Here is a 15949-nt window from a genome sequence, read left to right as displayed (position 1 = left end):
CGTGTCGCGAAACTCGCGGGCGGCGTGGCGGTGATCAAGGTCGGCGCGGTCACCGAGGTCGAAATGAAGGAGAAGAAGGATCGTGTCGACGATGCGCTGCACGCCACGCGCGCCGCGGTCGAGGAAGGCATCGTGCCGGGCGGCGGCGTCGCGCTATTGCGTGCGCGCGCGGCGCTGTCGGACATCCGGGGCGCGAATGCGGACCAGGACGCCGGCATCCGGATCGTGCTGCGCGCGCTGGAGGCGCCGCTGCGCGTCATCGCGGCCAATGCGGGCGACGAACCGTCGGTCGTGATCTCGAAGGTGCTCGAAGGCACCGGGAACTTCGGCTACAACGCGGCGACCGGCGAGTACGGCGATCTGGTGGATGCGGGCGTGGTCGACCCGACCAAGGTCACGCGTACCGCGCTGCAGAACGCCGCGTCGATCGCGAGCCTGGTGTTGACGACCGATGCGACCGTCGCGCAAGCGCCGAAAGAGGACAGCGCCGAGCCGGCTCCCGCCCCCGAACTCGGCTACTGACGGTGTCGCAGGTTCGCCTGCGATCATCGAACAGCCGCTGGCCGGAGCGGCTTTTCCCGGCGCGCGCGACAGCGGGGGGGCGCGCCGCGCCGTTTTTTCATGTTTGCGAGACCGACCATGAAGCTCGAACTCTCGATCGATTCCAGGCCGCTGCACGTCGAACTCGACGACGTCATCGCGGGCCTGCTCGCGGCACGGCTCGGCCTGCCTCCGGATGGCGACCATCGCGTCGCGCTAGCCCGCTACCTTGGCGACGCGGCGCGGCCGTGGACGCTGGACGACGCCCATATGCGCAAGCGCGTGATGCGCCGCCTGATTCTCGACATCGCCGATCCGACACTGGTCATCCAGTACCTGATGGCTGATCAGACCGACCAGACCGGGTCCGGCGAAGCCGGCGCGTGACGCGCGCCGAGCGTTCCATGGCGAGTGCGTGCACGAGTGTGCGTCGCGCAGCCGGTTCATCGAACGTTCGCCGCCTGCAGTGTCAGGCTATTGTCATTTCATCATCCATCGCATGACGAAGCGGCACTCGCGCCGACGCCCGAGCGCTCGTCTTCGCGCTTCCGGTCAGGCTCCGCCGTCCGGCTTGCCGGGCGCGCGGCCCTGCGGGACCGGCTGGCCCGCACCCAGCTCCGCACCGGTCACCGGGTCGCTGTCCGGATCGGACGCGAGCCGTTGCGCCATCGCGTCGATCGCGTCCACCTGCTGCGGCTCGAGCATTCCTTCGGCAATACCGGTGCCGCCGTCGACGGCCGGCTGGGCGTCGCGGATTTCGAGGCCCTCCCCATGGTTCCAGGGGCCGACCAGCGGCGCTGCGTCCGGCTGCATCCGGAAGTACACGCTGTCGTACGGCGCCTTCGGCGGCAGCTTGCCCGGCGGGAAATTCGCGGTGATCGCATACAGCGCCTTCTCGAACGACTTCAGGTGCGAGACCTCGCGCGTCATCAGGAAGCCGAGTGCGTCGCGAATGCCGGGATCGTCGGTCACGTTGATGAGCCGTTCGTAGATGATCTTCGCGCGCGCTTCGGCCGCGATGTTCGAACGCAGGTCGGCGGTCGGTTCGCCGATCGTGTCGATGTACGCGGCCGACCACGGCACGCCGCCCGAATTCGTCAATGGCGCGCCGGCGCCGTACAGCACCTGCGTCACGTGGCTGTCGTTGCCCGCGCCGTGCAGCTTGCGGTACAGCTCGGCCTGTTCGTCGACCGCTTCGGCGAGTTCGCCCTTGGCGCCGCGATTGAGCATCGCGGCCATCGAGCCGATCACCTCGAGATGGCTCAGCTCCTCGGTGGCGATGTCGAGCAGCATGTCCTTGCGGCCGGGATCCTCCTCGGTGATCGCCTGAGTGAAATAGCGCATCGCGGCGGCGAGTTCGCCTTGCGGGCCGCCGAACTGCTCGAGCAGCAGATTGGCGAGGCCGGGATTCGGCGCGCCGACGCGCACCGTGTACTGAAGCCGTGTGTTGTGGATGAACATGGCATCTCCGTGGAAAGGGTTGCGCGACATTCGCGGTGGCGACTCCGCACGAATCGATCCCGTGGCCGGCCGACGACCCGGCGTACGCGGTGCGATTCCGGCCGGCGTGCGCTGTGTCGTGGGAGCGGCTTTCGGCGGACGCTGGCGGCGTTCGCACGCGTGCGACGCAACGCATCGCGACGCCGGCAGACGATGGCCGGTCGGACGCGAGCCGGCGCCGGACGACGAAGGCGCGATCGGTTCGCGAGGCGTCGTTTCTCGCGTATGGGGCGGACCGTTGCCGATGCAAGGGCGCGGCACGCGGGAAGGGCAGCGTCGGCGGCAATACGAGCGCGTCGCGTGATCTGCAACCCTCGTTGCCGGATTTTCAAGCGGTTGTCATTTCGGCAGCATGAGCCGTGTCACGCCGGCGCGTGACGCGCGTTTCGTGAAGATGGCGATGCGCGGCGACGGACGTGCCGCGTTGCTGGCGGGGCCGATCGGCGCGATGACGTTGCGGCTGGACGGCAACCGAACGGCCGGTGCGTCAGCATCCGGACGATCGTGGCTGCTCCTGTTCCCCGCGGTGCCCCGCGAACCGGATGACGCCAGGCGCGCGGGCCGGCCGGCGACGGCCGGCCGGCCGGTTCATCGCGCTTTCAGCATTTCGTCGGCGAGCCGATAGGCGCTGATCGCGCGCTTCGATTCGTAGTCGGCGATCGTCGACACGTTGCGCCCGGCATCGCGCGACAGCAAGCCCTGCAGCGCGGCGGCGGCGAAGAAATCGCGCAGGTCCGGCGTCGCGGATTTCGGCTCGGGCGGAGGGGCTTCGACGATCGGCCCCGCTTTCCAGAAAACGGGCGACGGCGTGGCGGCCTTGGAGACGGCGGCGGTTTGTTTGATGCTCACATCCTGGGAAAACGGCGTCATTTCTTCCCCTTCGATCAGGTATCTGTTGGCGAAGCAGTGTAACGTCCCCGACTGCGTGGGCGAGCATCGTTTCATGTTGTTCTTGAGCGGTACTAACCGCTTGATCGACGCGAATATTCGCCGGTAATACGGCATCCGTCAAAGGAAATAAATTGAATCCGACGGGCCGACGCACGAGCACGATTCGTTCCCGCTGGCGATCGACCCGACGCATCGCGTTTCGCCAACCAAGGGGATGGTATGTCGGCACGAATGACGTCCGGGTGACGCACCGGCGTGCGGCCGTGGCGCTCCGCCGCACGCCGGTTGCAAGCCTTTCGTCAGGCGCCCGGTCTCGCTTGGCGGTGTCTTACAATGCGCATGGACGCCCGGCGGGAAGTATCCCCAGCGGGATCGCGGGACGGCGGGGCGAGGACGATGCGACCCGGTATCGATCGGCGCCCGGCACATGATGTTCGGCAACACCATCAGGAGAATTCAATGGCACGGCAAGCGCCTACGCACAAGGAGCAGCCTCCATCGCCCGCGACGTTGAAGAGCGATCTGTCGTTTCCGGTCGTGGGCATCGGTGCGTCGGCAGGCGGCACGACGGCCTTGCAGACCTTTTTCGAGAATGCGCCGACGGGCATGGACATGGCGTTCGTCGTCGTCGTCCATCTCGCGCCGGAACAGGCCAGTCATATGGACGCCATCCTGCAGCGCACGACGGGCATGCCGGTGCATCAGGTGACGTCCACGGTACCGATCGAGAAAAACCATATCTACGTGATCGCACCGGGCATGCACCTCGAGATGTCGGACGGTTGCCTTCGTTGCCACGGCCGGGATCCATCCGATGGGGTTCCGTTCACGATCGACCACTTCTTTCGGACGCTGGCGGACGCGCACGACTGGCGCGCGGTCGGCATCGTGATGTCCGGCACCGGCTCCGACGGCGCGGCGGGCTTGAGCCGCATCAAGGAGGCGGGCGGCATTACGCTCGCACAATCGCCGGACGACGCCGAGCACGCAGGGATGCCGCAGCATGCGATTGCGATGGCGCGCGTCGATATCGTGCTGCCGGTGGCCGACATGCCGCAACGGTTGCTCGAACTCTGGTCGAATGCGCGCCGTATCGAACAGCAAAGCCTCCAATTCGCGCAATCGCTGCACAACGGCGAGCGGCCGACGATCAACGATCCCGAACGGGCGCTCTCCGACATTCTGATGCACCTGAGGGTACGCACCGGCCACGACTTCCGGCTGTACAAGCGGGCGACCGTGCTGCGGCGTATCGAGCGGCGCATGCAGGTCAACGGCCAGCGTGATCTCCTCGCGTACCGGGATTTCCTGCGGGCCACGCCGGAAGAAGCGAACGCGCTGCTGGCGGACATGCTGATCGGCGTGACCCAGTTCTTCCGCGATCGCGAAGCCTTCGATTTCCTCGAACGGGAAGTGATCGGCTCGTTGTTCGCGTCGGAGTCCGGCGAGGAGCAGGTCCGTGTGTGGGTGGCCGGATGCGCGACGGGCGAAGAGGCGTACTCGATCTCGCTGCTGCTGGCGCGGGCGCGCGAGGCCGCGATGTCGAGCCAGGCCATCCAGGTCTTCGCGACCGATATCGACGAAGCGGCGATCGTCCGCGCGCGGACCGGTTCCTACCCGCTGTCGATCGCGAGCGACGTGCCCGCCCCGCTGCTGCAGCGGTATTTCACGCGGGATGGCGCGCACTACGTGATCGCGAAGGCGGTGCGCGAGCGCATCCTGTTCGCGGCGCACAGCCTGCTGCGCGACCCGCCGTTCTCGCACCTCGACCTGATTTCGTGCCGCAACGTGCTGATCTATCTCGAGCGCGCGGTGCAGCGGCAAATCCTCGAGCTGTTCCATTTCGCGTTGCGCCCCAACGGTTACCTGTTCCTCGGCACCGCGGAGTCGGCCGACGCGGCGGACGATCTGTTTGCCGTCGTGGACAAGAAACGCCGGATTTACCGTGCACGCGTCGTCACGCATCGCGCGAAGCCGGCCACGGGCTTTCCGCCGCTGTTCCAGGTCGAATCCGGCGCATCCGACGAGCGGGCCGCGCCGCAGCCGCCGTTGCGCGTGCCGGCCAGCCCGGCCCAACGCAACTTCTCCTATTCGGAGCTCCATCAGCGCGCGCTCGAAACGTATTCGCCGCCGAGCGTCATCATCGACAAGGAATCGAACGTCGTTCATCTGTCGGATAACGCCGGCCGGTTCCTGCGGCACGTCGGCGGCGAGCTGTCGAGCAACATCATGACGCTGGTGCTGCCGGATCTGCGGCTCGATCTGCGCACCGCGATTTTCCGTGCGCTGCAAACGGGCACGAGCGTGGAGGCGCGCCGGGTGAAATGGGCACACGATGGCCGCGTGTCGTGGATCAACATGACGGTCAGGCCGTTTCACGACAAGGTCGCGAATGCGGAATTCCTGCTCATCGTGTTCGACGAGGTGGCGGGCCGCATGACGGAGGAGGACCAGGTCGAGACGAGCGGGCAGGATCCGGTTCTGGCCCAGCTCGAACAGGAGCTGCAGCACAGCCGCGAGCAACTCGCGACGGTCATCGAGCAGTACGAAACGTCCGTCGAGGAATTGAAGGCGTCGAACGAGGAGCTGCAGGCGATCAACGAAGAGTTGCGCTCCACGAGCGAGGAACTGGAAAGCAGCAAGGAGGAACTGCAATCGGTCAACGAGGAGTTGACGACGGCCAACGCCGAAATGCAGGCAAGGATCGAAGACACCGCGAAAGCGAACGACGATCTGCACAACATCATCGCGTCGAGCGAGATCGCGACCGTGTTCGTCGACAAGGAAATCCGGGTCAAGCGGTTTACGCCCAACGCCACCGCGATTTTCAACCTGATCGATTCGGACCTGGGCCGGTCGCTGTTCCATATCACCCATGCCCTGCGGTATCCGACGCTGGCCGACGATGTCCGGCAGTCGTTTCAGTCGCTGCGGCTGATCGAGCGCGAGATCGAGAGCGAGGCTGGCCGGTGGTATCTGATGCGGTTGCTGCCCTATCGGACGGCGGACGATCACATCGACGGCGCGGTGATCACGCTGATCGACATCACCGACCGGCATCACGCGGAAGAGGCGGCGCGGGCCGGCGAGCAGCGCCTGCGTCTGGTCGCGCAATCGACCAAGGACTACGCGATCATCATCCAGGACGGCAACGGGTCCATCGTGAGCTGGAACGCCGGCGCGGAACGCATATTCGGCTATACGGAAGAAGAGATGATCGGCCAGGACGTGGATCTGATCTACGAGCCGAGCGACCGACAGGCGCTCGTACCGACGCGCGAGCGCGACATCGCGACCCGCGAAGGGCGCGCGGACGACGAACGCTGGCACCGGACCAAGGACGGGCGGCGGATTTTCTGTAGCGGCGTCGTCACGCCGATTTCCGATACGTCGTTCAACGGCTTCGCGAAGATCGTGCGCGACATGACGCTGCGCAAGCAGAGCGACGACGCGAACCGTGAAGCGCTCGCGCGGGAACAGGCGGCCCGCGAGCAGGCGCTCAGTTCGAGTCAACTGAAGGACGAGTTCATTGCCGTGCTGTCACACGAGCTGCGGCATCCGCTCAACCTGATCGGCGTCAAGGCGGAAATGCTGCCGCGCCTGCCGGAGACGCGCGACATTGCCGCCGTGCGCGAAGCCGCGGATTCGATCCGGCAGGCGGTGCGCGCCCAGGCGCAGATCATCGACGATCTGCTCGATCTGTCGCGCATCCAGACCGGCAAGCTCGCGCTCGAGCTGGGCCGGGTCGATCTGACGGCGATGTTGCGCGGCATCACGGATACCTGCGAGCTCGACGTGCACGCGCGCGGCCTGGTCCTGCAAACGGAGTTGCCGACGGAGCCGGCCATCGCGCTCGCCGATCCGGTGCGATGCGAGCAGATCTTCTGGAACCTGATGTCCAACGCGCTCAAGTACACGCAACCGCACGGCCGGATCGTCGTGCGTCTCGCGCATGAGGGCAAGATGCTGCGCGTCGACGTGATCGACGACGGGCAGGGGATCGACGGCGATACGCTTCCGCATGTCTTCGACATGTTCCGGCAGGCGCCGCGCGACAGGACCCGCGGCGGTCTCGGCATCGGACTGGCGCTCGTTCGGCAACTCGTCGAAATGCATGGCGGCCGGATCGCCGCGGCGTCCGATGGCCCGGGCTCCGGCACCACGATGACGGTATGGCTGCCGGCCGCATCGACCGAGCGCGCCGTGTCTGCGGGCAGCGGCGTGCCGGAGGGGAATATCGCCGGCCTGCGCGTGCTGCTGGTCGAGGACGATCAGGAGACGGCGACGTCGCTCACCGCGCTGCTGGAACTGGCGGGGGCGGTGGTCCAGAGCGCGAAAAGCGGCGCCGCGGCGTTGACGATGCTGCAGGAGGCAACCGTGGACGCGATCGTGTCCGACATCGGGCTTCCCGACATGGATGGCTACGCGTTGCTTCGGCGGATCAAGACCGATCCCCGCTGGGCCACGCTCCGGACCGTCGCGCTGACCGGCCGCAATCGCCAGGACGACGTCCGGGCCGCGACGAAGGCCGGCTTCGACAGCCATCTGTCGAAACCGCTCGATTTCGGGATGTTGCTCGCGGTGCTCGGCGACGCGCATCGCGACACTCCATGACGGCCGACGGCCCGCGCGTGCATCGCGGGTCGGTCGGGCGCGGCTCGCCGCGGCGGCGTTTGCGCCAGCGCCATTCGACTCGCGTTGCGTCGTCTGCGCCCGCCGGTGACGGAATGCCGGTTCAGGAACCCGATTTGCGGCTATATCCGGAAAGGGGGGGCTATGGATCGTCGAGATATCGTCGTAATCGCATCGTCCCGGGGTGGTCTCCCGGTCCTCCGGACCCTCGTGGCGGGCATCGCCGCGGATTTTCCGGTGCCGATTTGCATCGTTCAGCACATTGGTCGACATCGGACGATTCTGCCCGATCTGTTGTCGCGATGGGGCACGCTGGAGGCAAGCGAGGCGCGACACGGCCAATCGCCTCAGGCCGGCAGAATTTACGTGGCCCCGTCCGACCGGCACATGATCGTGCGCGATGGCGATCTCTGGCTGCTCGATACGGCCGCCGAGAACTTCACCCGGCCGGCTGCAGATCCGCTGTTCCGGTCTGCCGCCCGCGAATACGGTGCCGGTGCGATCGGCGTGGTCCTCAGCGGCGATCTAGATGACGGCGCGGCTGGCCTCGCGGCGATTCGCGCCCGGGGCGGCTACGGTATCGTTCAGGACCCCGACGAATGCGAAGCGCCGTCGATGCCGCGCAGCGCACTGGCCGCGGCGGGCGCCGATGTGGTCGCAAGGGCTGGAGAGCTGCCGCAGGCCATTCGTGCGGCGGTCTACGGCGCACGTGTGACGGAGCGGCGAAAGGCGGCGGACTTGCGCGACCTGGACCACGAGAGCGGGATTGCGGAGGAGGGCCTCGTCGATCCTGGGCTGCTTGACGCGATCGGCACGCGTTCCGCCCTCACGTGCCCCAGTTGTCACGGCGTGCTCTGGCGCATGCGCGACGATCGTCCATTGCGATACCGATGCCATACCGGGCATGCATTCTCCGCGCTTTCTCTCGACGACGTGGAGGCCCAGAAAGCGGAGGATGCGATATGGGGGGCGATCCGCGCGGTTCACGAGCGCATGATTTTTGCGCGCGAGCGCCAGGAATGGGCGCGCCGAACCGGCAACGCCGAGGGCGTCGCGATCGAACAGGCTCGCATCGACGAGAACCAGCGACTCGCGGACGTGCTGCGCGATGCGGTCGGCGCGGCGCTGGGCGGAGACGAACCGGGCTGAGCGCAGCGGCTCGCGGCATCCGCGCCACGGGTTTTATCCGGGCACGAACACGCCCAGCGCCGCGAGCGCCATCGAGAGCGTCGCGACCCATCCTCCCCACGCAAGCGTGCCTCTGACGGCGAACTCGCCCATGACTCGTCTGCTTCTCGCCATCAGCATCATCACGACCATGATCGGCACGGCGCTTACGCCGTTGATGACGGCGCTCCAGTAAAGCGCGCGGATCGGGTCGAAATGCGTGAACGTGAACGCGATTCCGCCGACGATCGCCAATACGATCACTGCATAGAATTCGGGCGCGACGCCCCACTGCAACGCGAGACTGTTGCGCCAGCGGAACGTGCCGGCCGCCGCATAGGCGGCCGATCCCGCGAGCACCGGCAGCGCCAGCAGGCCGGTACCGACGATGCCGAGCGCGAACAGCACGTATGCGAAGTGACCGGCCACCGGCTCGAGCGCCCGCGCGGCGTCCGCCGACGTCTTGACGTCGATGTGATGGGTGTGGAGCGTGGCCGCTGCCGTCAGCACGATGAAGAACCCGATCACGTTCGAGACGCCCATGCCGAACCACGTATCGAAGCTGATCCGGCGCAATTGCGCGGGCGCCTCGCGCGGCATGCGCCGCAGCGGCCGCTGGTCCGGCGCGGCGCGCAACTCCTCGACTTCCTGGGATGCCTGCCAGAAAAACAGATACGGGCTGATGGTCGTGCCGAGCACGGCGACGACCGTGGTCAGATAAGCGGCGGTCGGTTGCGCATGGGGCCGCACGATCGCGCGACCGACCTCGGCCCAGTTGACGGGCACGATGAGGGCGACCGCGACATACGCGAGCAGCGTCAGCGCGGTCCATTTGAGGAGTCGCGCGTAGCGGTCGTACGGAACGAACACCTGCAGCACGACCGACACGCCGCCGAGGCACACGATGTAGAGCTGTTGCGGGCCGGGCAGCAACAAACTGACGGCCGCGCCCATGGCCGACAGGTCGGCCGCGATATTGATCACGTTGGCCGTGATCAGCAGCACGACCGTTCCGTACAGCAGCCATCGCGGGTAGTGGGTGCGCATGTTGGACGCGAGTCCTTTGCCCGTCACGCGGCCGATTCTCGCGCTGACCAGCTGGATGGCCGTCATCAGCGGGTACGTCAACAGCAAGGCCCACAGCAGTTCGAAGCCGAATTGCGCCCCCGCCTGCGAGTACGTGCCGATGCCGGACGGGTCGTCGTCGGCGGCGCCGGTGATCAGGCCGGGGCCGAGACGCCGGACCCACGAGGTCTCATTCGGGGATGGTTTCGTCGGCTCGGGCTGGAGCAAGTCGTTGTCGTTCATGATCGCGGGCCTCCCGGGAGTGCTGCAGGCGCAATCGTCATGCCCGCTCGACGGACGTCTCGCGCGAGCGGGCCCCACGCGACCGTGGAACGGAAGGAATGAGGATGAACGGAAGTCCGAGGCCAGGATCAGGCAGCGGCCGCGGATGTCGAGCCGTCGCGCGGAAAACGGGGAGTCGTCGAGGTCGGTTGCATCGACATCGAATCGCTTCTGGACGATGACCGGCGTGACGGCGTATCCGAGGCAGACGTGGCCGGCTCAGAGGGTCTCCGCACCGTCGGCGGGCGAAACCGTCGCATGCATCGCCTGTTCGAGAAGGACCTGCGCGGCTTGCCACGCGTGCGCGGCAGCGTCGCAATCGTTGAACGCCCGTGCCTCGGCCGTGGCGCCGTCCAGCAGCATCATGAAGACCGTTGCCAGCCGGTGGGCGGTTTCGGGCGGCACGAGGGCCTCGATCAGTTCTGCGATCCATTCGACCATGGTGCGGCGATAGCGGATCGCGACGTCCGAGATCGGCGCATAGGCGGTGCCGAACTCGGCCAGCGCCCGCTCGAACAGGCAGCCGGCGAATTCGGGCGTCTTGAACCACGCCGCGTACCAGTCGAAGAGGGTCTTGACGTGCTCGACCGGATCGGCCACGTGCTGCAACTGCGCGGCGATGCTGCCGACGATCAGGTCGTAGCGCTGGACCAGCACCTCGCGGATCAGTTCGTCCTTGCTCGCAAAATGCCGGTACAGCGTCATGCGGGCGACACCGGAATCGTCGATGATCCAGTCGACGCCCACCGGGTGGAATCCGTGCCTGGAGAACAGTTCGGTCGCTTTGTCTACCACCAGCTGGCGTTTGTTGGCTCGCACGAACGGCTTCCTCCTCGGTATTTCACCAACATAGACCGATTATTCTAGCATCACGGGGCTCGACGAAATCGGCCTCCGGCCGTGGTCCGAGGGCGTCGCGGCCTGACACACTTCGACTGCGGCGCCGGTCGTCAAGTCGCCTGACTGTTGGGTAGACCGATATATATCATTTGAAGACAGTAGGCAACGCTCGCACCGGGGCTGCTGTTGCTGTCGGCCGCGTGCGCGCAGGATCCGCCGGTTACCGTCAGCACGGCGCGGATTCGCGACGATACAGGTTGTCCCGATCGCCCTGAAGATCAGGTTTCCTATTGAAAGAGGGGCGAGGCGGAGGAGCGGGACGATCCGCGCATCGCCGCGCTCAAGCCGTGCCCGGGCCCTTCAGATGGAGCGCAGGAACGCGGCGGACACGCCCAACCGAAGGTCCGACGAGAGATTGCGCGACCGTGCGATTTCCCTCGTGAGCTGCATGACCGTGCGGCAAGCCAGCGTCAGTTCTCCGTGCGGCGACATGGCGAGCGCAATGAAGCGCGGCACGGACGGATCGACGACCATCGACGCTTGCAATCGGCATTCCCGTTCCAGATTGGCGATCGCATAAGGGCCCAGCAACGCATGGATGCCGCCGTCGGCGACGATGTGCCCCTGCAGGCTCAGGGAATCGGCTTCCGCCGCGAAATTCAGCGATATCTGGTGTTCGCCCGCGATTTGTTCGAGCCGCTCGCGCCAGCTATTGGGGCGGCAGAAAGAGACCAGCGGAATGCCATCGAGCCTGGAAAACGCGATCGTCGGCTGACGGGTCAACAGATCGCCTTCCGCCCCAACGAGGTAAGTCGCGGCCTCGACCAGATATTCGTCACCGTTTCTCGGCGTCGGACTATTTCGAAACAGGATGGCGAGATCGACGCTGCCGTTCTCCAGCCAGGTTTCCAGCAACGCCCCTTGACCCTCGCGGACCTGTAACTGCACCAGTGGGTAACGCTCGCGAAGCCGATGGTAAACGGTGCTGACAAGCGGATGGGCGGTGGAGGGCAGGATTCCGAGCCTGACTACGCCGATCGGCTCGCCCGCCGTGCTGCGGATGTCGTTGGACAACTGCTCCGTGCTGGCCAGCCACGTCCTCACGCGTGGCGCGATACGCGCGCCCAGCTCGGTCAATACCACGCCGCGCCCTGTCCGTTGAAACAGGCGGCCGCCGCAGTACTGCTCGAGCTCGACGATTTGCCGGCTGATGTGAGGCTGACTGGTGCCGTAAGCAACGGCCGTCTTGCTCAGGCTTCCGAGTTCCGCCGCGTCGATGAATAGCTTCCAGGCCGCATAGTCCATCGCGAAGCCTCTCAGGAGATATGTCGAATCAGTATATCTGAAATGCGAGATTTGGCCGTTCTCGCATGGGTCGTGCGTCCTTACACTGCATCGCATGCACCGTTGTTCCGGTTCGATGCGAAACGGGCAGCGGGCTCTCCTCCCCCAAGAGGAGTTGAAAAGCTCACATCTGGAGACGTTATGAAAGCGATCGATCTGCGGGGTTTGGTCCCGGCACCCGTTACCCCTTTCACCCGCGAGGGCGCGGTGGACCATGCGGCAATTCAACGGCTGGGCGCGTGGCTCGGCGGCATCGAAGGCGTCAAAGGTCTGACGGTTCTCGGACACGCAGGCGAAGGCACGTTCCTCTCACAGAAAGAGCAGGCTCAAGTCATCGAAAGCTTCGTGAAGTCCGTCGACGGCAAGATTCCGGTCATCGCCGGCATTACGCTCGAAGGCACGGAAGTGGCGGTGGAAGAGGCGAAGCGCGCGGTCGACGCCGGCGCGTCGGCCGGCCTGGTGTATCCATCGCACGGCTGGCTGCGCTTCGGTTACCAGAAAGGCGCGCCGCAAGATCGCTACCGCGCCATCCACGAGGGCAGTGGCTTGCCGCTCATCCTGTTCCAGTACCCGGACGCCACGAAGGCGACCTACAACCTCGAAACGCAGCTGGAAATCGCCGCGCAACCGGGCGTCTTCGCGATGAAAAACGGCGTGCGCAACATGCGTCGCTGGGACGTGGAGATTCCGATCATTCGACGCGAGCGTCCGGAACTGCAAATCCTGACCTGCCACGACGAGTATCTGCTCCACACGATGTTCGACGTGGACGGCGCGCTCGTCGGCTACGGCGGACTGGCTCCCGAGCCGCTCATCGAACTGATCAAGGCAGGCAAGGCGAAAGACTACCCGGCCGCTCGCGCGATTCACGATCGCCTGCTGCCGGTGACGCGCAACGTGTATCACCGCGGGTCGCACATGGAAGGCACCGTCGCGCTCAAGCATGGCCTGGTGGCTCGCGGCATCCTCGAGCACGCCGCAGTGCGCTCCCCGTTGCTGCCGCTGGCGCAAGGCGCGGACGTCGAAATTGCGCACGCGCTTCGTTTGGCCGGGCTCGTCGACTGACACCGGCGCGGCACGTCCATAGCCGGATGACGACGGCGAAGCGCTGCCCGCTTCGCCGCCGACAGGCTCGGCAAACGATAAAAACGCGCCGATGTCGCGGAAAACCATAAGAAAACGCGATCGGCGCTGTAAAACGAGAAGCAAGCCGAAGGTCCATAAAATGCAGCTTTTCAGGAGACAGCATGAACACCCCTTCGACCGCCTGCGGCGTCGACCTTAGTCGATCCGCGAGCGAAACGCGTCCCATGAGCGAGCAATTGCGGGCGGCGAACCTGCTGTTCCGCATCGAGAACGTGCCGTTTTGCAAGTGGCACACCCGGGCACGAATCGTCATGGGCAGCGCGACCCTCTTCGATGCATTCGACGCACTTTCGCTGGCTTTCGTACTGCCCGTACTGGTGGGGCTCTGGCATCTTTCTCCCGGTCGGATCGGCGTGCTGATCGCTGCCGGCTATCTTGGCCAGGTCGTCGGCGCGTTGGTCTTCGGCTGGCTGGCCGAGCGCCTGGGGCGGGTGCCGAGCGCCACCGTCGCGGTGGGCGTCATGTCGGCCATGAGCGTCGTATGCGCGTTCACCGGCAGCTTCCACATGCTGTTTCTGATGCGCTTCCTGCAAGGCATCGGTGTGGGCGGAGAAGTGCCCGTGGCCGCCACGTACATCAACGAGCTGTCCCAAGCACACGGCCGCGGACGCTTCTTCATCCTGTACGAACTCATTTTCCCGTTGGGCCTGCTCGCGGCCGCGCAGCTCGGTGCGTTCGTCGTCCCGCGCTTCGGCTGGGAATATATGTTCCTGATCGGCGGGATTCCGGGCATCGTCGTCGCGATCCTGATCGCACGTCTTCCGGAATCGCCGCGCTGGCTCGTTTCACGGGGGCGTTTCGATAAGGCCGAACGCATCATCGAGCGGCTGGAAGCCAGCACGACGAAGCGCAACCTCGACACGCAGACCCAAAAGGCCGAGGTGGATGCGCGCGTGTCGGGTCTTCTGCTCGGCCGACAGTCGAAGCAGAAGGGAACGTGGAAGGAACTCTTCTCGCCGTTCTACCGAGGCCGCACCGTTGTCGTGTGGCTGCTTTGGGCGAGCGCTTATTTCGTGGCCAATGGCATCAACAACTGGCTGCCGAGCCTCTACAGGACGGTCTACCATCTGCCGCTGCAAACGTCGCTTCAGATGGCGTCCATTTCGAACATCCTGAGTACGTGCGGTGTGCTTGCCTGTGCGCTGCTGATCGACCGGGTCGGGCGCCGCCGGTGGGCAATGGCCTGCTTCATCATCAGCGCGGCCCTGCTCGCCGTACTCGGCATTCACGGCGCCGGCAGCGCGTGGTCCGTGATGTTCCTCGGATCGTCGGCTTACGCGGTGATGGCGACGACCACGGTCCTTCTGTACCTGTACACCCCGGAGATCTACCCCACCCGGATGCGCGCGATCGGTACCGGTCTCGCGACTTCCTGGCTGCGGGCGGCGTCTGCGGCCGCGCCGGCGATCGTCGGCGTCGTATTGACCGGGAGAGGCATCGCCGCGGTATTCGTCATGTTCGCGGTAGTCAGTGCCGTGGGCTTCTTTGTCGCCACGCGAATGGTGGAGACGACCAATCGTTCGCTCGAAGAGATTTCCCCGTAGTCGCTCGCATGCCTGACGGCGCCTTCCCCTGATAAGCCTCGAGGGAAGGCGTTTCCTCGTCCGTCACGCCAGTGACTTCAGCGACATGCTCGCAACACGCGCCGCCGTGGCAGGTAATCCATCAGTACTGCAGAGTGGATTGTCGAGAAAAAGGCTGCTCGAAAAAAATATGAATGGAGACAACCGAAATGAAAAAGACACGACAGGCCGTGGTGCGCGTTGCCGCCCGGCGCGTTGTCGGTACGCTCGGAGTGACGGCGATATTCAACGCGGCTCTGGCATCGATTTCCGTCGACGCATACGCGGATAGCGGCTCCCAGATCCAGCTTTATGGCCTCATCGGCACCTACGTCGGGAGCATCAAGCGCAGCGACACGCCGCAGTCCGCGGTACAGATGGGCAGCGGCGGGCTGACCACATCGTTCTGGGGAATCCGCGGCAAGGAAGACCTTGGCGGCGGCGTCGGCGCCATCTTTGTCCTCGAAAGCTTCTTTCGATCCGCGAACGGCGCGCTCGGGCGCAGCGCGGCGGACCCGTTCTGGTCACGCAATGCGTACGTGGGCTTTCAAGGCGAGTTCGGCCAGTTGACCTTCGGGCGGCAAAGAAATCCGGCCTATACGGCCGAATCCCTCATCAATCCGTTCGGATCCTCGACCGTCTTCTCTCCGCTCGTCCTGCAGACGTTCGTGACCAACTATGGCGGGACGATCATCGGCGATACGGTGTGGAACAACACCGTCAAGTACACGACTCCGGACTTCAAGGGTTTCGGCGCCACCGTCATCTATGGTCTTGGCGGCGTTGCGGGTTCGCCCGGCGTCGGTAACCTCGGCATTCACTTGAACTATCGTGGGCATGGCCTCACGGCCGTGCTGTCCGGCCAGCGCGTGCGGTATACCGCGGCAGGGCCGGTCGGCGCGCAGTACGCCTATCTGGCCGGCGCGGCATACGACTTCAAGCTCGTCACGCTCTACGGCGCCTGGGCGATGACGAGCGAC

12 protein-coding genes and 1 pseudogene are annotated in these 15949 nt (G+C 65.6%); 8 read left to right on the top strand and 5 right to left on the bottom strand.

What is annotated here, in order from left to right:
• Both AC3IFE_RS15275 and AC3IFE_RS15270 read left to right on the top strand, forming a co-directional pair.
• Positions 1 to 522, top strand: a 522-nt coding sequence (locus AC3IFE_RS15275; RefSeq protein ID WP_489191006.1) for a TCP-1/cpn60 chaperonin family protein, incomplete at its 5' end; no start/stop codon positions are given.
• 117 nt (positions 523 to 639) lie between these two features.
• Positions 640 to 927 (top strand): hypothetical protein, encoded by a 288-nt coding sequence (locus AC3IFE_RS15270; RefSeq protein WP_489191005.1) that lies wholly within the window; start codon positions 640 to 642, stop codon positions 925 to 927.
• A gap of 165 nt (positions 928 to 1092) precedes the next feature.
• Here the strand turns inward: AC3IFE_RS15270 and AC3IFE_RS15265 are convergent, their stop codons facing one another.
• The gene (locus AC3IFE_RS15265; protein WP_489191004.1) at positions 1093 to 2001 is read right to left on the bottom strand and encodes a manganese catalase family protein; all 909 of its coding nucleotides are present in this window, start codon (positions 1999 to 2001) and stop codon (positions 1093 to 1095) included.
• A 627-nt stretch (positions 2002 to 2628) separates the two neighbouring features.
• Complete coding sequence (locus AC3IFE_RS15260; protein WP_301740136.1) at positions 2629 to 2910, bottom strand: hypothetical protein; 282 nt, start codon at positions 2908 to 2910, stop codon at positions 2629 to 2631.
• Positions 2911 to 3390: 480 nt separating this feature from the next.
• Here AC3IFE_RS15260 and AC3IFE_RS15255 point away from each other — a divergent pair, with 480 nt between their 5' ends.
• Together AC3IFE_RS15255 and AC3IFE_RS15250 are read left to right on the top strand one after the other, a co-directional pair.
• Positions 3391 to 7545: a CheR family methyltransferase gene (locus AC3IFE_RS15255; protein WP_489191002.1), complete on the top strand. Its 4155-nt coding sequence runs from the start codon at positions 3391 to 3393 to the stop codon at positions 7543 to 7545.
• A 162-nt stretch (positions 7546 to 7707) separates the two neighbouring features.
• Complete coding sequence (locus AC3IFE_RS15250) at positions 7708 to 8712, top strand: chemotaxis protein CheB (protein ID WP_089471021.1); 1005 nt, start codon at positions 7708 to 7710, stop codon at positions 8710 to 8712.
• Positions 8713 to 8745: 33 nt separating this feature from the next.
• Here AC3IFE_RS15250 and AC3IFE_RS15245 read toward each other — a convergent pair whose 3' ends face one another.
• A complete protein-coding gene (locus AC3IFE_RS15245) occupies positions 8746 to 10038 on the bottom strand; it encodes an Nramp family divalent metal transporter (protein WP_301740133.1) in 1293 nt (430 codons plus the stop codon).
• A 258-nt stretch (positions 10039 to 10296) separates the two neighbouring features.
• The gene (locus AC3IFE_RS15240) at positions 10297 to 10896 is read right to left on the bottom strand and encodes a TetR/AcrR family transcriptional regulator (RefSeq protein ID WP_489191000.1); all 600 of its coding nucleotides are present in this window, start codon (positions 10894 to 10896) and stop codon (positions 10297 to 10299) included.
• Between the two features lie 201 nt (positions 10897 to 11097).
• On the opposite strand from AC3IFE_RS15240, the pseudogene AC3IFE_RS15235 reads away from it, so the two are divergent.
• Positions 11098 to 11208 (top strand): annotated as a pseudogene (locus tag AC3IFE_RS15235) (sel1 repeat family protein); the annotation flags it as partial.
• A 69-nt stretch (positions 11209 to 11277) separates the two neighbouring features.
• Here the strand turns inward: AC3IFE_RS15235 and AC3IFE_RS15230 are convergent.
• Positions 11278 to 12222, bottom strand: coding sequence for a LysR family transcriptional regulator (locus tag AC3IFE_RS15230; protein WP_089471024.1), 945 nt, complete (start codon positions 12220 to 12222; stop codon positions 11278 to 11280).
• Between the two features lie 180 nt (positions 12223 to 12402).
• Here AC3IFE_RS15230 and AC3IFE_RS15225 point away from each other — a divergent pair, with 180 nt between their 5' ends.
• The 3 genes from AC3IFE_RS15225 to AC3IFE_RS15215 form a co-directional block, all read left to right on the top strand.
• Complete coding sequence (locus AC3IFE_RS15225) at positions 12403 to 13326, top strand: dihydrodipicolinate synthase family protein (RefSeq protein ID WP_489190999.1); 924 nt, start codon at positions 12403 to 12405, stop codon at positions 13324 to 13326.
• Between the two features lie 182 nt (positions 13327 to 13508).
• Complete coding sequence (locus AC3IFE_RS15220; protein ID WP_489190998.1) at positions 13509 to 14951, top strand: MFS transporter; 1443 nt, start codon at positions 13509 to 13511, stop codon at positions 14949 to 14951.
• 188 nt (positions 14952 to 15139) lie between these two features.
• Positions 15140 to 15949 (top strand): porin (locus AC3IFE_RS15215; RefSeq protein ID WP_489190997.1); only part of this gene is annotated, 810 nt, incomplete at its 3' end.

It is taken from the genome of Burkholderia sp. APQ4-4ca (genome assembly GCF_057837105.1).
The sequence above is the reverse complement of the archived record's forward strand: the minus strand, read 5'-3'. Positions and strand labels throughout refer to the sequence as shown.